Origin of the sequence: Nitrosomonas oligotropha, from assembly GCF_900106555.1 — a bacterium.
GTDB lineage: Bacteria > Pseudomonadota > Gammaproteobacteria > Burkholderiales > Nitrosomonadaceae > Nitrosomonas > Nitrosomonas oligotropha_A.
The window spans coordinates 1-20304 of record NZ_FNOE01000019.1 but is presented as its reverse complement, the minus strand read 5'-3'; the positions used below and the strand labels follow the sequence as shown (position 1 = coordinate 20304).

Here is a 20304-nt window from a genome sequence, read left to right as displayed (position 1 = left end):
GTTATTTTTCTTTTTCGATTTTTTCTTTCTCGGCTATTTCTTTGACCGGTTTGGCATAATCGGCAATGCCGACGATGGCTCTGATTTTTTGTTCGATTTCATGGGCCATTTCTTTGTGTTCCTTTAGATAATCGCGCACATTATCCTTGCCCTGGCCGATTTTCTCGCCTTGATACGCATACCAGGCACCCGATTTGTCGATCAGTTTATGCAATACACCCAACTCGATGATTTCGCTTTCACGCGAAATGCCTTCGCCGTAGAGGATATCGAAGTCCGCCTGTTTGAACGGCGGTGCGACTTTATTTTTAACCACTTTCACGCGCGTTTCGTTACCGATGGTTTCTTCGCCTTTTTTGATCGATCCGGTGCGGCGGATATCCAAGCGCACGGAGGCGTAAAATTTCAGCGCGTTACCGCCGGTAGTCGTTTCCGGATTGCCGAACATGACACCGATTTTCATGCGGATCTGGTTGATGAAGATGACCATGGTGTTGCTGCGTTTGATATTGGCGGTCAATTTGCGCAATGCTTGCGACATCAGCCGAGCTTGCAATCCCATTTGCGGATCGCCCATATCGCCTTCGATTTCCGCGCGCGGTGTCAGCGCCGCGACGGAATCCACCACGATGATGTCAACCGAGCCGGAGCGCACCAGCATATCGGCGATTTCCAGCGCTTGCTCGCCGTTATCCGGCTGAGAAATCAACAGTTCTTTGACATTGACGCCGATCTTCTGCGCATATTGCGGATCCAGTGCGTGCTCGGCATCGATAAAAGCGGCCGTCCCGCCCATTTTCTGCATTTCGGCAATGACTTGCAGGGTTAGCGTGGTTTTGCCGGATGATTCAGGACCATAGACTTCTATGATCCGCCCGCGCGGCAATCCGCCGACGCCCAATGCGATATCGAGCCCTAATGAACCGGTAGAAACGACCTGTATGTCATAGGCGACATCGTTGGCGCCCAGCCGCATGATGGAGCCTTTGCCAAATTGTTTTTCGATCTGGGCTAGCGCAGCGTCAAGCGCTTTACTTCTGTTTTCATCCATGATTTTTCCTGTTAAGAGTCGGGCAAATTATCGCATAACCTGTATTACATCAACGTAACTTGTTATGAAGTTGTTGGGCTTTGCAGAAATTGGCATAGTAAAAAACTCGAGTATCCGGCTTGCCTGCGATATAATTACATAATGTCGTTGAAGTGGCAGACATAAATACGTCACTGCTTTTAGTAAATTTTAATTGGTAACAGAGGGAGAATAGCTATCCGAGTCATTTTATTAGGCGGTCCTGGTGCCGGCAAAGGCACTCAGGCCAATTATATTAAGGAACATTTCGGTGTTCCGCAAATTTCTACCGGCGATATGTTGCGTAGCGCTGTGAAAGCAGGAACAGAATTAGGCGTCATGGCAAAAAAAATAATGGACGCCGGTGGATTGGTTTCAGACGACATTATCATCAATCTGGTCAAGGAACGTATTACACAACCTGATTGTTCAAGCGGTTTCCTGTTTGATGGTTTCCCACGTACGATTCCGCAAGCCGATGCTATGAAAGCAGCCGGTGTGCCGATTGATTTTGTTGTTGAAATTGATGTTGACGATGCGGAAATTGTTAAGCGTATGTCGGGCCGCAGAGTGCATCCCGCATCCGGACGGACTTATCATGTGGATTTTAATCCACCCAAAACCCATGACCAGGATGATGTGACTGGCGAGCCGTTGATACAACGCGATGACGATAAGGAAGAAACGGTCCGGAAACGTTTGCAAGTCTATCATGAGCAAACCGAGCCATTGGTTGAGTATTATTCAAAATGGTCGGCACATGGCGGGAAAGATGCGCCCCGCTACATCAAAGTAGCTGGCATAGGCACGGTTGAAGAAATACGTGATCTGATTTTCGCAGCATTGAAATAAGTTTTAGCCAGCCTCTTTTTTGATTCACGGAATGGATTCAAGACTCGGGACGCGGCAAGCCGCGCCTGAGTTTTTGTGCGTACAGATTCAGTAGAATGAAAATAGCATGCTTACGATTTGATTAATCAGGAGAAAATATATGGCAATTAAAAATGCATTTTATGCCCAATCCGGCGGCGTTACCGCAGTCATTAACGCTTCCGCCGCGGGCGTTCTGGAAACGGCGCGGCAGCATACCGATAAAATCGGGAATGTATACGCGGGCCGCAATGGAATTATCGGTGCGCTGACCGAAGATTTGATCGATACCAATGCCGATTCGGCAGCGGCGATTGCTGCACTGCGTCACACCCCATCGGGTGCTTTTGGTTCCTGCCGCTATAAATTAAAGAGTTTGGAACAAAACCGCCGCGAATATGAGCGCTTGATCGAGGTTTTTAAGGCGCATAATATCGGCTACTTTTTTTACAACGGCGGTGGTGATTCTGCCGATACCTGCTTGAAAGTCTCACAATTATCAGGCACCTTGGGCTATCCCATTCAAGCGATTCATGTGCCTAAAACCGTTGATAACGATTTGCCGATCACGGATTGTTGCCCGGGTTTTGGTTCGGTGGCTAAATATATTGCGGTATCCACCCGTGAAGCCAGCTTTGACGTAGCCAGTATGGCGAAGACTTCCACCAAAGTTTTTGTGCTGGAAGTCATGGGACGTCATGCAGGCTGGATTGCAGCAGCTGGTGGCTTGGCTTCAAGCCCGGATTGTGAGATTCCAATTGTCATTCTGTTTCCGGAAGTTACTTTCGATAAAGAAAAGTTTCTCGCCAAGGTGGACCGGTATGTGAAGGAATATGGCTACTGTTCGGTCGTGGTGTCGGAAGGTGTCAAAGGTGGCGATGGCAATTTCCTGTCCGATCAGGGACTGCGCGATGCGTTTGGTCATGCGCAACTCGGTGGTGTTGCCCCGGTAGTCGCGAATATCATCAAAGACGGTCTGGGTCTGAAATACCATTGGGGCGTTGCCGATTATCTGCAGCGCGCAGCGCGTCACGTCGCTTCTAAAACTGACGTTGAGCAAGCCTATGCAATGGGTAAAGCTGCCGTGGAATATGCACTGGCAGGACATAATTCGGTAATGCCGACGATTGTCCGTGAATCCAGCGCACCGTATAAGTGGTCGGTCGGTATGGCGCAGCTTTCCAGCGTGGCCAACGTTGAGAAAATGATGCCAGCTGATTTTATCACTGAAGATGGTTTCGGCATCAGCCCAGCCTGCCGTGAGTATTTGGCGCCGTTGATCGAAGGGGAAGATTATCCGCCGTACAAAAATGGTTTGCCGGATTATGTGCGGCTGAAGAATGTCGCAGTTGCTAAGAAATTGGGTGAGTTCAAATTATAATAATGGGGTATCAAGCAATTCGATCAGTGTTGTAATGAAGTCATACACCACTGATTTGGTTGTTAAGTAATCGTATATTCAAAAAAATTTGATGCATTCAAGTAGTAAGAACGGATAAAATACGCCCTGATTTTTTATTCAAGACAAGTGGTTAAGAGTGCGGGATTAATTAGATCAGAATTTCGCATGCAATTTTTATGGTCTGACTTTAATTGGAGTTCTCTATGGCTAGTGGTTTCGTTATCGCAATTTTTAGTGCGATTGTAGCCCTGATATTCAGTGGTATATGGATTAAGGGTATTTTTGATCAATCTACAGGCAACCAGCGGATGCAGGAAATTGCCAAGGCGATTCAAGAAGGCGCCTCTGCATATCTGAAGCGTCAATATATGACGATCGGTATGGTGGGTGCAGTTTTGTTTTTTGCGCTTTGGATAGCGTTAGGTTGGGATACGGCGATAGGTTTCGCTTTAGGTGCTATTCTCTCCGGTGCCGCTGGCTTCCTGGGAATGACTGTATCAGTTCAATCGAATGTGCGTACTGCTCAAGCTGCAACTATCGGATTGAATGAAGCACTGGCGATTGCTTTTCGCGGTGGCGCGGTCACGGGAATGCTGGTTGTTGGTCTAGGCTTGCTGGGTGTGGCCGGATACTGCGCGATGTTGTTTAACGGCGCTAATCCCGATCAAGCCGTCAGCGACATCATCAAGCCATTGGTTGGTTTTGCATTCGGCGGATCACTGATTTCTATTTTTGCCCGTTTGGGTGGCGGTATTTTCACCAAAGGCGCGGACGTTGGCGCGGATCTGGTGGGTAAAGTCGAAGCCGGTATTCCGGAGGATGACCCTCGCAATCCAGCTGTTATTGCCGACAATGTGGGCGATAACGTGGGCGATTGCGCCGGGATGGCTGCCGATCTGTTCGAAACCTATGCCGTTACGATCATCGCTACGATGATACTGGGCGCGTTGCTGTTTTCAGCAAACGCTCTCGATGCGGTAATTTATCCGCTGATGCTGGGCGCGGTTTCTATCGTTGCATCGATTGTCGGTTGTTACTACGTTAAGATGCGTGAAGGCGGTAAGATTATGAATGCGCTGTACCGCGGATTGGCAGTTGCTGGCGGTATCGCATTACTTGCTTATCTTCCTGTTACCGTTTGGTTTATGAGCGGTATGTCGCTTGATGTCGATGGCACGGAAATAGCAGGTGGTATGCTGGTGATGCGAGTATTCCTGGCGGCAGCGATTGGGTTGGTATTAACCGGCCTCATGGTTGTCATCACCGAATACTACACATCGACTGATTTTCAGCCGGTTCAACATGTTGCCGAAGCATCAACGACTGGTCATGCAATCAACATCATTGCCGGTTTGGGTGTTTCAATGCGCGCAACCGCAGCTCCGGTTCTCGCTGTTTGTATCAGTATTCTTCTGGCTTATGCACTGGCAGGCTTATACGGTATCGCGATCGCTGCGACATCGATGTTATCGATGACCGGTATCATTGTTGCCTTGGACGCATACGGCCCGATCACTGATAACGCGGGTGGTATTGCGGAAATGTCAGAAATGCCGGATTCAGTCCGTGCCATTACCGATCCATTGGATGCTGTTGGTAACACGACCAAAGCAGTGACCAAAGGTTATGCGATTGGCTCAGCAGGTTTGGCAGCGTTGGTGCTGTTTGCCGATTATACGCATGCGCTGGAGCATGCCGGGCACGCGATTACCTTCGATTTATCCAATCACATGGTGATTATTGGTCTGTTTATCGGCGGTATGATTCCTTACTTATTCGGTGCGATGTCGATGGAAGCTGTCGGACGTGCTGCTGGATCGGTAGTGATTGAAGTGCGCCGTCAGTTCAAGGAAATCCCCGGCATCATGGAAGGTACTGCTAAGCCAGATTACTCGCGCGCAGTGGATATGCTGACGAAAGCGGCGATCAAGGAAATGATGATTCCTTCATTGTTACCGGTACTGATTCCGCTGTTAGTCGGTGTGATTCTCGGACCGCAAGCGCTGGGTGGTGTATTGATGGGTTCCATCGTAACCGGTTTGTTCGTGGCTATTTCTATGACCACCGGTGGCGGTGCATGGGATAACGCTAAGAAATATATCGAAGATGGTCATTTCGGTGGCAAGGGTAGCGAAGCTCATAAAGCATCCGTGACAGGCGATACCGTGGGCGATCCTTATAAAGATACCGCGGGTCCTGCAATCAATCCATTGATTAAGATTATTAACATTGTGGCATTGCTGATAATTCCACTGCTGTAATAGCCGTAATCAAGTAATAACTTAAAAAGCACATCAGTTTACTGGTGTGCTTTTTTTTATGACTCAATTCCCTCCTTTTAAGAAAACTCCGGCTGGAAAATAGCAGCCTGAGAACTCAGCAACTACCCCGCAATATAACAGAGTTTAGCAATTTCTCTTTGAATGGGTTTATGGAAGTTACGCTTCCTTGAGTAATCCGTTTATTAATCAATAATATTTGCTGCAAATAATCGCCCTGGGTTAAGAAAGATGAGCTCACAGTGATTTTTCTCACAGCCTGAATTTCTCTCGATCACTATCATTCCGTCAACACAGTTCTTGTGCTGGTGTAATTACACAGGGGCGATTTTTATTTCTATTACCCATGACGATTCCCGTTTAAAGGAGAGAATTCAGATGAAACGCACTTTACCTAAATCGACTGATATGGAGCCAATCGCATTGGTCGGAATTGGTTGCCGTTTTCCTGGCGGAATAAGCGATACAAAAAGTTTCTGGGAGTTACTGGTCAGCAAAAAAGACGGAATTGTTGAAATTCCGGCTGAGCGTTGGAATTTACAGCGCTTCTACGATCCGGAGCCTAATAAACCCGGAAAAATTTATGTGCGGCAAGGCGGCTTCCTGCAACAACGCGTTGATGCATTCGATGCGTTGTTTTTTGGCATTGCTCCACGCGAAGCGGAATGCATGGACCCGCAGCAGCGCTTGCTGTTGGAGACAAGCTGGGAAGCACTGGAAGACGCCGGTATACCGCCGGATTCTTTAGCGGGCAGCAATACCGGTGTATTCATCGGTGCATTTACTCTCGACCATCAATTGACCCAGATGGGAAGCGGGAACAGGGATTTAATTGGTGCGCATACCGCAATCGGATCCACCATGACGATCCTCTCCAATCGCATCTCTTATGTCTTGGATTTGCGCGGTCCGAGCATGAGTGTCGATACGGCGTGCTCATCATCTCTGGTTTCGGCACACTTAGCTTGCCAAGCGATTTGGAATGGTGAGTGCGATTTGGCTATGGCTGGCGGTGTCAATATTATGACCCGCCCTGAATATCCGGTGGCCATGTGCAAAGGCGGATTCCTTGCAAAAGATGGGCGCAGTAAAAGCTTTGATGCGCGCGCCGATGGCTATGGCCGAGGCGAGGGATCTGGTGTCGTCGTACTGAAACGCTTATCTGCTGCAATAGCGGACGGCGACAATGTTTATGCCGTGATACGCGGCACCGGTGTGAATCAGGACGGCCATACCAATGGAATCACCGTGCCCAATCCGGAATCACAAGCGGCACTGATTCGTAATGTGTGTACCAGGTATAACCTTGATCCCAAACAAGTTCAGTATATCGAAGCGCATGGAACCGGCACGCCCGTAGGCGATCCGCTCGAAGCGAAAGCGCTGGGTTCGGTCATCGGTCTGGATAGAAAACCGGATGAGCGTTGTTTGGTGGGTTCGATAAAAGCAAATATCGGACATACCGAAGCGGCTGCCGGTGTGGCGGGCCTGATTAAAGCTTCGCTCTGCTTATCGCACCGGCTTGTTCCGCCGCAAGCAAATCTTGAAACACCGAATCCTGATATTCCGTTTGAGTCGCTTGGATTACGGTTACCTGAGAAGCTGGAGAAACTTGCTCCAGGTGTTGATCGTGTTTTAGCTTGCATTAATTCATTCGGTTACGGTGGAACGAATGCGCATGTGATTTTGGAAAATGCACCGAAATTGACTCGTACGCGTAAAGCGAAAAGTGTCGCTGGCAAACAATATGTTTTGCCGTTATCGGCCCGTAGCGAAGAAGCGCTTAAGAGTCTGGCGCGTTCCTGGTTTAACCGTTTATCGGAAAATACTGCGGAGTCTCTCGAAGATCTCTGCTATTCAGCGGCATGCCGCCGTAGTCACCATTCTCTCCGCGTTGCTTTTACCGGAAGCTCCAAACGTGAACTATGCGAGCAAATCGAATTGTTCATTGAACAAGGTAACGGCGAATGGCTGGCATCAGGTCAAGCACTGAATAAAGAGCAGTCTCAACCGGTCTTCGTATTCACCGGCATGGGGCCGCAGTGGTGGGCGATGGGCAGGGAGTTGTATCAGCAAGAACCAGTATTCCGTAACGAAGTTGATCAATGCGATGCGGTTTTTAAGAAAATCGCCGGCTGGTCTATTCTTGACGAGATGCTGGCTGATGAGCCGGTGTCCCGTATGAGCGATACTACGATCGCGCAAACCTCAAATTTTGTCATTCAAACAGGCTTGGTTGCGCTATGGCGCTCGCTGGGTGTTGAACCGGCAGCAATTGTCGGCCACAGCGTCGGCGAAGTGACCGCAGCCTACGTTGCCGGTGTGCTGACTTTGGAGGAAGCGATTAAGGTCAGTTACCATCGCAGCCAAATTCAGAAAAAGGCATCCGGACTGGGCAAGATGCTTGCCGTGGGTTTGGGGGCGGAACAATGCGCCGATTTGCTGAAACTGACTGAAGGCAAAGTTTCGATAGCAGCGATCAATAGCCCGACAACAGTGACCCTGGCAGGCGACGCGGAAAGCCTTGAAGCGATTGCTACCTACCTGACAACGATCGGAGAGTTTAATCGTTTCCTGCAAGTAGAGGTTCCATATCACAGTCATTACATGGAGGACTTAAAACCCGAAGTGCGGGAAAAACTGGCTGATTTGAAACCTGCGCTTCCTGCGTTGACATTGTATTCGACCGTGACGGGAGATCTCGTTACCGAGGTGGCCTATGATGCGGAATACTGGTGCGACAATATTCGTGAGCCGGTTTATTTCGCCAAAGCACTGGAAAGCTTATTGCGCGATGGTTATCGCGTATTTCTTGAGGTGGGCCCCCACCCGGTTTTGTCAACGGCGATAAAAGAATGCTGCCGCACGCAAAATATCGCACCGGTGACGTTCGCGTCAATGAAACGCGGCATACCTGAAAAACGGACTGTGCAGCTTGCTTTGGCCGGTTTGTATACCGCTGGATGTGCCATCGACTGGCCGCGGCTTTTTGCTGCAAACTCACGTTACGTCAAGATTCCAAGTTATCCGTGGCAACGTGAAGTTTATTGGCGTGAAGAGGAAAATTCCTTAACGGATCGAACGGGATTGCCTGCTCATCCGCTGCTGGATCATCGCTTGTCGGATCCGCGCCCAACTTGGCAGTATCAGTTAAATCATCAGTATTTGCCTTATCTTAAAGATCACCAAGTGGATGGCTTAGTCGTCATGCCTGGTGCGGCGTATGTTGAAGCCGGTTTGGCGCTGTATGCGGAATTATTCGTGAGCAATAGCTGCACATTAGCCAATTTGCAGTTTCACCAGGCATTGCTTCTGGGATCGGACCAAGATCCCGATCCAGTGGTGCATGTTACTTATGACCCGGATACCAAGGAATATGCCTTTTTTAGCCGGGAGCAAAAAAATCATCTGGATTGGCAGCTGCATTCCCTGTGTCAGTTAGCGGATACCCCTGCTGCGGCATCACCAACTGAAAGTCTTGCCGTAATCTCGGCACGTTGTAACGATCAAGTAAACATTTCCGAGTTGTATGTCAGTTTGAAACAGCGCGGATTGGATTACGGTCCTTGCTTCCGGACAATTACGGAATTGCAGCGCAAAGGCGCTGAAGTTCTGGCGCGGATTGCATTGCATCCCGATCTGGAAAAGGATTTTGCTGCTTACCGTTTGCACCCCACTCTACTGGATGGGTGCTTCCAGTCGCTGATCGCGTGTATGGATGGTGATGATCATTTTTATATGCCGATTGCGATCAGAAAGCTGACATTTCTCCAACCGGTCACCACACAATTGTGGTGCCATGGCAGTTTGAGCGAATTCAGTGCCGAAGGTATCGAAGGAAATCTGAGTTTATACGATGATCAAGGCCGTCTTTGCGTTCAGCTGGAAGGATTGCAATGCCGCGCGCTGGCGTCGCAACAAGAAAAACAAGTTGATCAGGTTAGCCGGTTGGCTTATGTATGGGATTGGCAGCAGCAAAATCTGAATTTAAGCAATACCCCAAGAAAAGGCACATGGCTGGTATTCAGCAGCGACAATGCGCTCTCCGAACAAGTTTGCATGGCATTGGAAAACGATAATGTAAATCGTGTCATTCCGGTTGATACGCGTTATGTTTATCAGCAACAAAATGCCGTGATCCAAACACTGGATGACAGTCAGTTAGCGCGTGCCAAAGCCGTGCTGCAAATCGCAAAGCAACACGATTGTGTTGGCATTGCTTATTTATGGGGGCTGCAAGCAGGCGCGGAGCCAAATGATCCAGTAGGTATCGGTCAAGCTTGCGTGGCCATGCAGATCATGCAGTTACTCAACGAGGTGTTTCAGCAAAATAGTCCACGCTTGTATTTTGTGACACAGGGCGTACAAGCGGTCAAAGATACCGATGCAATCAAATATCTGGTTCAGTCACCATTAGTTGGATTTGCCAGGGTTGCGCTGAATGAATTTCCAGGATTTCATTGTTCATTGATTGATCTGGATGAATCGAACGCTGCTAATCAAGCCGATCAGCTCAGATTGGAGCTGCTGACAAACAGCGATGAAGATGATGTTGCGTTTCGGAACCGGGAACGGTATGTCCATCGTTTGATACATAGAGATGCCGATTCTTCGTCAGAAGAAATGTCTCAGCAGGCGGCGGTCACTGCATCCAAAGTGGAAGCATTCCGTCTGGCTTGGGCGAACGAGCCGGTGTTTACGGAAATTGCCCGGTCAATCGCATTAAAAGCCGACGAAGTCGAAATTGAGCTGGATCATATTGACTTGACCGGATTGAGCCGGGAGTCCGTGCAGAGTGAAAAGCTACCGGCTTATTTTGCCACCGGCATTATCCGCAAAGTTGGCGAGGCGGTAACAGAATGGCGCGAGGGCGAGCAGGTTGCCGCGGTATGCAAAGGCATGCCGGCATCGCATAGTCTTGTGAAGAAAGATCAAATCTTTTCACTGGCTCAGTTGGCGGGCATTGCTAAAACCGGCATCGTCAAAGTCATGTCATCCGTAATTCCTGAATATTATTCGCTAAGCCATGTTGCCCGTGTTAAACCGGGTGAGATTGTTCTCATCGACGCAGACTTAGGCAATGGCGCGCTATGTTTCCACCGTGTCGCCCTTTGGCTGGGTGCCAATCCCGTACTCTACAGTGTAAACGACGAGCGCTTGCGTGACTTGGAAGCGCTGAGCGAGGTAGCGGTTTTTGATGCCCGGGAATCGGGTCTTGCAGGAATACTGTCAGCCGCATTCGATGTTTTTGCCGTCAGGGCATGGGTGCATTCGCACAGCAGCAGCCACAGCGTGCTGAAAAATATTGCGCGCCAAGCCAATGCGCATGAGGTTATTGCCGATCAACCCCAAGAGGTTGCGGGAACGGCGGAGTCAATACAGCATGGCGGTAATGCTTATGTCGGCGCCTTGGCGCTTGCACTTTCCGCACCGCTTCTATTCAACAAGCTCTTGACTGAACTGGGAACGTATATCCGCAAATATCCAATGGATGCAGCGGAGGTCAGCAGTGTTTCCGGGGAAGCCATGCTGGAAGCTTTGCGGTCTGTTTCTCAAACGGATGGGCTGCATTCAGTTGTGCTATCGCTTGAGAATCGGGAAAAGATTCCCGTCCAAGTAACCCGGAAAGAACCATCGTTTGTCGATCCTGCGGCTTCCTATCTGATCACGGGCGGTTTCGGCGGCTTTGGATTGGAAGTCGCGTATTGGCTGGTTAAACAAGGTGCGAAACACTTGGTCCTGGTGGGCAGACGCGGTGTCGCCGGGGAAGCCGCGCAGAATGCCATGAAACAATTGCATGGTAAGGGGGTGAACGTCTTGGCCGCTGCGGCTGATATTGCAGATGCTCAGCAAGTGTCGCGCCTTTTGACACAAATTGACGAAGCAATGCCGCCGCTGAAAGGTGTGTTTCATGGCGCCGCGGTGCTTGATGATGCGCCTATTCTGGACTTAACTCCGCAACGCATCGCTGCGGTGATGCAGGCGAAGGCTTTGAGTGCTTGGCATCTGCATCAATTGACACAAAATCATCCACTGGATTTCTTTGTCATGTGTTCCTCGGTGTCTGCACTGATCGGTAATGGCCGACAAGCCAATTATGCGGCGGCGAATACCTTCCTGGATGCGCTGTCTTGGCACCGGCAAGCCCTTGGATTGCCGTCCACGACGATCAATTGGGGGGCGATCAATACCGGCATGGCTGTGGATAGCGAAGAAGTGAAAAAACATCTGGCGCTGATGGGAATGAATACGCTCCCGGCCAAACAAGCGCTGGAATGCTGGAAATTCCTGCACGATAAAAAAGTTGCTCAGTACGGATTAATGGATGTGAGCTGGCCGCGCTGGCAGGAGTTTGAGCCAACGGGCGGGCAATCGCTACGTTTCCGGCATCTTGCCAATGTTGTTGCAAATGCGGCGGCTGTCACTTCACTGGCTAAGGAAATAAGTGTGCTATCGCCAGAAGAACAGCAGGTCAGACTGGAGGATTTATTGAATGAGCTGGTCGCAAAAACACTGCGTTTGCCGCGCAACAAAATTAATACCCAAGCATCGCTTTCCCAAATGGGAATTGATTCTCTGATGGCCGCCGAACTGCAAGCTGAAATCAATCAAGCTTTAGGGGTGAGGATTTCTACATTGGAACTGATGCGAGGGCAAAACCTCGAGCATCTTGCCCGGCTTCTGGCGGATAAAGCCAATCTATCGGCGGTGCCCGCCACAACGGCCAATCACGGTGGTGAATCATCCGAATTGATTGAACGGTTATCCGAACAGGATGTAACGATATTACTTAATCAATTGCTCGCTGAAGGGGAGACTGTTAATGAATAAGGTAAAAGATTTATCCGATGCGGAGAAACGGCAGTTATTGAAGCAGTTGCTTGCACGCAACGAGAAAAAAACGGAACGCGTATTAAATCCGGTCAGGAGTGCCGGATCAACGGATGATCCAACCAGTTTTAATGATTTCGCAGGTTTCAAGATGCTGCAGGAGCAGGCGGAAATCTTCCAGACGTTGGCGTTAAAGAATCCTTATTTTTGCGTGCATGAAGGTATTAGCGATCATGTGACCCATTTTGAAGGGAAAAAATACATTAATTATTCCGGTTATAACTACCTCGGTTTGTCTGGGCATCCGGAAGTATCGGCAGCGGCTAAAAATGCTATCGATCAATACGGCACCTCCGTATCGGCAAGCCGTATCGTATCCGGCGAGATCCCGCTGCATGCCGAACTGGAACAAGCGCTTGCAGAGATTCATGATACCGAGGCCGCGGTCGCTTTGGTGAGCGGCTATGCAACGAACGTATCGGTCATTAGCCATTTGTTCGGACCGAAGGATTTGATTGTGCACGATGCATTGATTCATAACAGCGTGATCACCGGATGCATCTTGTCCGGCGCCAAGCGCTTGGCTTTTCCGCATAACGATTGGAACGCGCTGGATCAAATGCTGCAAGAGAATCGTCATGCGCATGAGCGGGTGCTGATCATCATCGAAGGCGTGTACAGCATGGACGGGGATATTGCGGACTTGCCGCGTTTTATCGAAATAAAGAAACAGCATCAATGCTTGTTGATGGTGGACGAAGCGCATGCTGCCGGTGTACTCGGCCAGCGGGGTTACGGCTCGCACGATCACTTTGGCATCAAGGGCTCTGAAGTGGATATTTGGATGGGTACTTTGAGTAAATCATTCGGCAGTTGCGGTGGTTATATTTGCGGCACCAAGGCATTAATCGACAATATCAAATACAACGCTGCCGGTGCCATTCTCTTTAGTGTGGGAATTTCTCCAGCCAATACTGCGGCGGCTCTTGCTGCTGCACGAATCATTCAACGTGAGCCGGAGCGCGCGGCCCGGCTCAGAGCAAACTCGGAACTGTTCATTGAACGTGCCAGGGAAAATCAACTGGATACCGGCGATGCTTCCGGAACCGGCGTTATCCCGATCATTACAGGTAATTCGGTACTGTGTTTGAAATTGGGACAGTATTTATCCGACCGGGGGATCTACGTGCACCCCATTCTCTATCCGGCCGTTCCGGAATCGGCTGCGAGATTACGCTTTTTCATTACTTGCAACCTGACCGGAGAGGAAGTGATTTACACAGTGGATACTTTGGCAGCCGCGATGCGGATGCTGAAAGCGGATTGAGCTTTGTTGTGATTACTATTTTCTGATTTTTAAACCCATTGCTTCAATTATAGAGAGGATAAGACAATGATTCATCGATACACCGGATGGGTTGTAAACGCGCGGTGGTACATCCTGATTCTAATAGCCGGATTAGTCGTCATGGCTGGATACGGCATCAAGGATTTGCAATTCAAGTCGGATTACCGGATGTTTTTCAGTGATGATAACCCGCAACTGACCGCGCTGGAGAATCTGCAGAAAACCTATACACGGGATGACAATGTATTGCTGGTATTAACACCGGCCAAGGGGGATGTGTTCTCGCCGGAAATACTTACGATTGCGCAACAGTTGACCAAGGATCTCTGGCAAACACCCTATTCAACGCGCGTCGATTCGCTGGTTAATTTTCAGTATAGCCATGCGAACGGTGACGAAGTGACCGTGGAAGATTTGGTCGGGGATATCACGCAACTGACGCCCGAAGATCTGACGCGGATTAAATTGTACGCCCTGCAAGAGCCTTTGCTGGTTAATCGCTTGGTATCTCCCAACGCCAAAGTTATGGGCTTCAATGTGGTGATCCTGCGGCCAGGTATTAATCAGGACTCCGAAACGGTTGAAGTGACCCGGTATGTAAGGAAATTGGCTGATACGCTGCGGGCTGAGTATCCTGATCTGGATGTGCGGATTACCGGTTCCATTCTCATGGATACCGCATTCGCGGAATCCTCCGAATTGGATATGCGCACCCTGACGCCTGCCATGCTGACGATTATCGCGGTTGCTTTGTGGTTCTTCCTGAGATCATTCTGGGGCATGGTCACGGTGCTTCTCATGATGACGCTTGCTGTCATTGCCACAGTCGGCATGACAGGGTGGCTGGGCATTGCATTTTCCCCTTCGAGCATTCCTGCACCGACTATTTTGTTGACGTTAGTGGTAGCCAATTCCGTCCATTTATTGACGAGTTTTTACAAATCGGTGAATGATGGTGTGAATCCTCACGAGGCGATTGGAAATAGTATTGCCAAGAACTTTAAAGCCATTGTGTTTTGTAATTTTACGACGGTCATCGGTTTTCTCACGATGAATTCCAGTGAATCGCCACCGTTTCGTGATTTGGGAAATATTACGGCCATGGGGGTTGTGATTACTTTCTTCTTATCGATTGTATTGCAACCGGCTTTGATGGCAATTTTTCCAGCTGATGGACGTCCGCGATGGGGAAGTAACGAAGGATGGAAGAAATTCGCACATTTTGTGATCAACTATCGCCATTACTGCCTAATCGGCATGACAATCGCCGTTATCGCCCTTGCCACTGGCATCCGGTTAAATACGCTGGATGATGAATATGTGAAGTATTTTGATCCTTCCGTCGAATTCCGGCGCGATACCGATTACACATCGGATCATCTCACCGGCATCTACCGGATTGATTATTCATTGGAGAAAAACAATGGAGATAGAATCAGCGATCCGGATTTTTTGCAGCGCGTCGATGCATTCGTGCAATGGTATCGCCAGCAACCGGAAGTCACGCATGTATTTGCGGTTACCGATATTTTCAAACGCTTGAATCAGAATATGCATAGCGATGATTCGGCTTGGTATCGCCTCCCGGAAACCGCTGAAATGAGCGCGCAATTTCTACTGCTGTACGAGATGTCGCTGCCATACGGTTTGGATCTGAACGATCGCATCAATGTCAACAAATCGGCGACGAGAGTTTCAGTAACATTGCACAGCATATCGAGTCAGCAAGTGCTGGACTTGGAGGCGCGCGCGCAAGCATGGCTTAAGGTCAATGCGCCTAATTTTGCAAGACATGAAGGAACCGGCATCACGTTGCTGTTTGCGCACATCGGGCAACGTAATATTGCAAGCATGATCAATGGTTTGTTACTGGCCGCGGTCATCATTGCGTTGACACTGATCGCCGTGTTGCGCTCTGCAACGCTGGGTTTGCTAAGCCTTGTTCCTAACGTGATTCCATCGATCATGGTGTTCGGTGTATGGGGAATGCTGGTGGGGCAGATTGGTATGGCTTCTTCGGTCGTCGTCGCCATGACTCTCGGTATTCTGGTGGACGATACGGTGCATTTTCTGACGCAATATCAGTATGCGCGTAATCAAAAGGGATTGCTGCCCGAAGCTGCTGTGGAATACGCGTTCTCACAGATTGGCAATGCATTGTGGGTGACATCCTTTATCTTAATTCTCGGTTTTGCCATATTTGCGATCTCCAGCTTTAAGATCAATCAGGAAATGGGGATGTTAACAACGCTGATATTTGCCGTGGGATTGCTGGCGGATTTCGTACTGCTTCCTCCTATTCTGTTGTTTATCGAGGGTTTTAAAAAATCAGCCAAAGCAAGTTCGTTAGTCGAAAAAAAAGCAGTTTGAATAATTCATTCACTTATTACACAGGAGTACAGAAATGAAACTTAAAAGCTTAATATGCGGTGTTCTGTTGATGGCGGCTTTCCCCGCCCTGGCACAAACCGATGAAGAAAAAGGATATGCGATCCAAGCGGAGGCAAACCGGCGCGATAATGGTTATATTGATAGCATGCACGATGCGGTAATGACCTTAAAGAATGCGCAAGGTGAAGTCAGCACGCGCGAGTTTGTGGTGAAGACATTAGAAGTTGCAGACGACGGCGATAAAGAAATGGGTATATTCCATTCTCCCGCTGATGTGAAAGGTACCGCTGTATTAACCTTTTCTCACGGCACCAAACCGGATGACCAGTGGATTTATCTGCCATCGCTGAAACGCGTGAAACGGGTTGCAACCGTCAATAAATCAGGTCCCTTCGTTGGCAGTGAATTCGCTTTTGAAGATATTTCATCGTGGGAATTAGATAAATACCGCTATCGCTATCTTCGTGATGAAGAAATCGATGGCAACGATTGTTTCGTGGTTGAGAACTACCCGGTTTATGAGTATTCAGGCTATACAAAGCAAATCGAATGGTTGGATAAAAAGATGTACCAGCCGCGTAAGATCGAGTTTTATGACAGAAAAGGCGCACTGCTGAAAACACTGACCTTCAGCGACTATAATCAATATTTGGATCGCTATTGGCGCGCAGGTAAATTACAAATGGACAATGTGCAGAACGGTAAAAGTACTGAACTGCTGCGCAAAAATTATCGATTCAAGAATAATTTTAGTGACAGAGATTTCACTGAAAACGCGCTTAAAAACGTGAGATAACAGCATGATTGCAAAAGTTGCGCGATATATTCTATTTTCACTTTGGACCGTAGCGTTAGCAACTTTTGCACAGGCCGCTGATTTCTCAGGAAAGGCAGCTGTAGATACTCGATTTTTCACCGAACCGCCGATATTTGCACAGCAAAAAGATGGCGTGGCTTACCCTTCAGTGATGATACAACCGGAATTTCGCCATGACTGGGGATCGGGGAATAACCGCTTAACGGTTATTCCCTTTGCACGCTACGATAGCTTGGATAAACATCGTACACACTGGGATGTCCGCGAGTTTAGCTGGTTGCATATGCAGAAGAACTGGGATTTACTCGTGGGTGTGGGCAAAGTGTTCTGGGGCACCACTGAATCCAGACAACTCGTCGATATCATTAATCAATCCGACTTGATTGAGAAATTCAGCGGTGAAGAGAAACTCGGTCAACCGATGATGAATCTTAATTTGCCGACTGACTACGGTCATTTCAGCCTGTTTTACCTGCCGTATTTCCGCGAACGGACTTTTCCATCCTCCAATGGCCGTTTTTTATTTGATCCCCCCGTCCGTAATAGCGAAGGTAAATTGGATGGATTCAGTCATTGGCAACCCAGTTTCGCGGGCAGATGGAGTAAAACTTTTGGCGATTGGGATGTTGGCGTAGCCCATTTCTGGGGCGTGGGCCGTGAGCCGAGATTGGTCCCTTCATTCGGACAAGGGTTTACGCATCCGCCGACCGGATTGGTTCCAATTTATGACTTGATCCACCAAACCAGTATCGATGTTCAAGGGGTCTTAGGTAACTGGATCTGGAAAGCGGAAGCGATTACCCGGTCAGGCCAAGGAGACCGCTTTGCGGCAGCAGTGGTGGGATTTGAATACACGAAATACGGTGTTTTCGGCGGGAGCAAGGATGTCGGTTTTTTGCTGGAGTATCTGTATGACGGTCGGAGTTCGTTTGCACCGCCAACTCCATTTAATAACGATATTTTCTCCGGAATACGTGTTGTTTTTAACGATCCGCAGAATACCGAGTTTCTCTTTACTAACACGGTTGATCTAAACACACACGCCACTATACTGGGTTTTAATGCCAGCCGCCGGTTGGGTGAGAAGTGGAAGATTGAGCTCGAATCGCGATTTTTCGCCAATATATCCGCAACCAAAAATCCATTTGCGCCTCCCAAGGAGATTTTAACGGGTATGCGTAATGACGATTATATCCAGCTTAGAGTTGTGCGGCACTTCTAGGAGTATGAAGTGGTGGGCAAGATTTGCGGTACAGCACCAGTCTATGCGTCATTGGATGCAATTTTTTCTGACACATCATTTAGTTTCTTCTCCTGTATTGAAGTAAAAAATACCGATGTGCTTTATGCGGAAGAAAAAGCGCTAATGATGAAACAAGGCTTCAGCCAGCTAACGGATTTCTGTAAAGGCCGTTATTGCGCGCATCAGGCGTTGGAGAAAATAGGCTATTACGCTTTTCCAATATTGCGCGATGAATATGGCGCACCCATTTGGCCCGAGGGAATAACCGGCAGCATCAGTCATAGTGGTGATGCCGCTGCCGCCGTTGTTGCTCGTAAAACAAATATCCTGGGTATCGGCCTAGATCTGCAAAAACGCGAAATATTTCCTTCTGCGGTTTTATCGGTTCTTTTCCACGATGATGAGGTGGCCTCATTTTTAAGTATTCCTTCAGACTTAGCAGATTTATATGCTTATGCGATTTTCTCGGCAAAAGAGAGTGCTATCAAATGCTTTTATGCTACACGTCAATATCTCGCGCATTTGAACGAGATTGTGATTGCAATGGATTGGATAAACGGGACGTTCAGCGCATTCATTCCGGTAACTCAGAATTCTAAGTCATTCACTTCTGATCTCGAACTGATGGGGCGGGTGGGTTTTGACGAGCGTTATGTTTTTTCTGCGGCGTGGCTAATATAACAGGGTATTTTTAGAAAGCCTTGTTACGGATGAGGCAGTCAACGGGTGTTCATTGACAATTAGAATCCCTATCACACTTATTTAAAGTTTTTCGGCTGTTGCATCGAATAAACGAATCAAATCATTGAGAATTAATGAATATTTTAAATGGGAATGTGATTTTTCTCACTGAAGATTATCACCCAAGACACTATTCTGCTGATGTGCCTAGCAGGCCGATGAAGAGCTATTTGCGGTATTAAACAGACTGATTTATCGAAATAATGCGTTTCTCAACTGTTCATCGATTGCCATAAAGATGCTTTTTGACGGCCTACTCGAATCGAATCCATTTCCAATGGAGTCGATTGCTGCACAACATCATTTTTATATTTCTTATGGGAGTTTTTTAAGATGAAAAATCTTTCTTGGGTTACCTTGGCAATTATTTTAAGTTACGCACATTTTGCAGTTGCTTCTCAAGATTCAAATTCAAAAAACGAGGAAGATAAAATCGATTTTACAATAAATGGTAGTGGTTATTTGATGGCCAGTCCTATCATTAGCGAAGAAGATGGACTTGCAAGTCATATGAGCATGCGTGGTAAAAGTAAGCAACTGGGAGAAACGGTGATTAATGTGCTCGATGAAGTCAAAGTGAAACTGAATAATGGTGTGCCGGTAAATTGTATTACGCTCGAAGGCGATCAAGGCATTTTGGCCGTTCTTGTAAAGGCAAGAGGTGTTATTCAATTGGTAAAAAATGGCGATCAAGTTTTTACTAAAACTTCATCAATAAATGTGTGTATCGGTTCTAAGTGCTTCAATGAAGATGGCAGTATAAAAGAGGGATGTACATTCCAATCTATCGCCACGAATGAAATTATAGGCGGTACTGGAGAATTTGCCTGTGCTACAGGACATACAACCGATGTACATACCCGTACAGTACTGTCGATTAGTCCGAAAGGAGAACCTTTCGGTAGTATCTCAGGCTATACCTCTAAAGGCACATTACATAATCCCAAAAATTGTAATAATTGATTGACTTCATGAAAATGTAAGAAATCTCAGAGTTGTTTACAGATAGGTTGATTGAAATAAGCGGTGAGTATTTCATAAGGGGTGGCATTATTCAAACTCTTATGAGGCTTAACGGTATTGTAGAAATTAATGAAACGGAGAAGCTGAATGTGCCGATCGGCGCAGTCTTTAAAGTGAATCTTGCTGTGCCACATATCCATCAGGGTGCGGATAACCCGCTCAGCTTTACCGTTGGTTTGCGGACGATTGACACGAGTAAACTTCTGACCGATATCGTGCTGCCTACAAGTCTTGATGAAAGCATGGCCGTCAGTTCCTTTAAATTCTTTGCCGTTGTCAGAATAAGCATA

The 20304-nt window shown here is 48.1% G+C and carries 12 protein-coding genes; 10 read left to right on the top strand and 2 right to left on the bottom strand.

All coding sequences use genetic code 11. The annotated features are described in order from the left end of the window. Window position 1: 1 nt before the first annotated feature. Complete coding sequence (gene recA, locus BLU57_RS10555; protein WP_090320393.1) at window positions 2-1051, bottom strand: recombinase RecA; 1050 nt, start codon at window positions 1049-1051, stop codon at window positions 2-4. Between the two features lie 216 nt (window positions 1052-1267). Between recA and adk the strand changes: the two genes are divergently transcribed. From adk to BLU57_RS10505, 10 genes are all read left to right on the top strand, one after another. Beyond that, window positions 1268-1921: an adenylate kinase gene (gene adk / locus BLU57_RS10550; RefSeq protein ID WP_090320390.1), complete on the top strand. Its 654-nt coding sequence runs from the start codon at window positions 1268-1270 to the stop codon at window positions 1919-1921. A 139-nt stretch (window positions 1922-2060) separates the two neighbouring features. Then, window positions 2061-3320, top strand: coding sequence for a 6-phosphofructokinase (locus BLU57_RS10545; protein WP_090320387.1), 1260 nt, complete (start codon window positions 2061-2063; stop codon window positions 3318-3320). Window positions 3321-3544: 224 nt separating this feature from the next. Then, on the top strand, window positions 3545-5602 hold the full coding sequence (locus BLU57_RS10540; RefSeq protein ID WP_090320383.1) for a sodium-translocating pyrophosphatase: 2058 nt from the start codon (window positions 3545-3547) through the stop codon (window positions 5600-5602). A gap of 396 nt (window positions 5603-5998) precedes the next feature. Continuing rightward, complete coding sequence (locus tag BLU57_RS10535) at window positions 5999-12451, top strand: type I polyketide synthase (RefSeq protein WP_090320380.1); 6453 nt, start codon at window positions 5999-6001, stop codon at window positions 12449-12451. Next, window positions 12444-13778, top strand: coding sequence for an aminotransferase class I/II-fold pyridoxal phosphate-dependent enzyme (locus tag BLU57_RS10530; RefSeq protein ID WP_090320377.1), 1335 nt, complete (start codon window positions 12444-12446; stop codon window positions 13776-13778). The genes BLU57_RS10535 and BLU57_RS10530 overlap by 8 nt, the downstream gene beginning before the upstream one ends. 66 nt (window positions 13779-13844) lie before the next feature. Then, the gene (locus BLU57_RS10525; protein WP_090320374.1) at window positions 13845-16169 is read left to right on the top strand and encodes an efflux RND transporter permease subunit; all 2325 of its coding nucleotides are present in this window, start codon (window positions 13845-13847) and stop codon (window positions 16167-16169) included. 34 nt (window positions 16170-16203) lie between these two features. Further along, the gene (locus BLU57_RS10520) at window positions 16204-16986 is read left to right on the top strand and encodes an outer membrane lipoprotein-sorting protein (protein WP_090320371.1); all 783 of its coding nucleotides are present in this window, start codon (window positions 16204-16206) and stop codon (window positions 16984-16986) included. A gap of 4 nt (window positions 16987-16990) precedes the next feature. Then, window positions 16991-18229, top strand: a complete 1239-nt coding sequence (locus BLU57_RS10515; RefSeq protein WP_090320368.1) for a hypothetical protein — start codon at window positions 16991-16993, stop codon at window positions 18227-18229. Window positions 18230-18238: 9 nt separating this feature from the next. Next, complete coding sequence (locus tag BLU57_RS10510) at window positions 18239-18931, top strand: 4'-phosphopantetheinyl transferase family protein (protein ID WP_090320365.1); 693 nt, start codon at window positions 18239-18241, stop codon at window positions 18929-18931. Window positions 18932-19324: 393 nt separating this feature from the next. Then, on the top strand, window positions 19325-19954 hold the full coding sequence (locus BLU57_RS10505; RefSeq protein WP_090320362.1) for a hypothetical protein: 630 nt from the start codon (window positions 19325-19327) through the stop codon (window positions 19952-19954). Window positions 19955-19980: 26 nt separating this feature from the next. Here the strand turns inward: BLU57_RS10505 and BLU57_RS10500 are convergent. Beyond that, on the bottom strand, window positions 19981-20304 hold a 324-nt coding region (locus BLU57_RS10500; protein ID WP_143026965.1), incomplete at its 5' end, for an integrase core domain-containing protein.

Bases quoted from the DNA above. Each gene is read 5' to 3' on its own strand.
- BLU57_RS10530 (WP_090320377.1), top strand. From the start codon at position 12,444: ATGAATAAGGTAAAAGATTTATCCGATGCGGAGAAACGGCAGTTATTG.
- BLU57_RS10525 (WP_090320374.1), top strand. From the start codon at position 13,845: ATGATTCATCGATACACCGGATGGGTTGTAAACGCGCGGTGGTACATC.
- BLU57_RS10540 (WP_090320383.1), top strand. From the start codon at position 3,545: ATGGCTAGTGGTTTCGTTATCGCAATTTTTAGTGCGATTGTAGCCCTG.
- recA (WP_090320393.1), bottom strand. From the start codon at position 1,051: ATGGATGAAAACAGAAGTAAAGCGCTTGACGCTGCGCTAGCCCAGATC.
- BLU57_RS10545 (WP_090320387.1), top strand. From the start codon at position 2,061: ATGGCAATTAAAAATGCATTTTATGCCCAATCCGGCGGCGTTACCGCA.
- BLU57_RS10505 (WP_090320362.1), top strand. From the start codon at position 19,325: ATGAAAAATCTTTCTTGGGTTACCTTGGCAATTATTTTAAGTTACGCA.
- BLU57_RS10515 (WP_090320368.1), top strand. From the start codon at position 16,991: ATGATTGCAAAAGTTGCGCGATATATTCTATTTTCACTTTGGACCGTA.
- BLU57_RS10535 (WP_090320380.1), top strand. From the start codon at position 5,999: ATGAAACGCACTTTACCTAAATCGACTGATATGGAGCCAATCGCATTG.
- BLU57_RS10520 (WP_090320371.1), top strand. From the start codon at position 16,204: ATGAAACTTAAAAGCTTAATATGCGGTGTTCTGTTGATGGCGGCTTTC.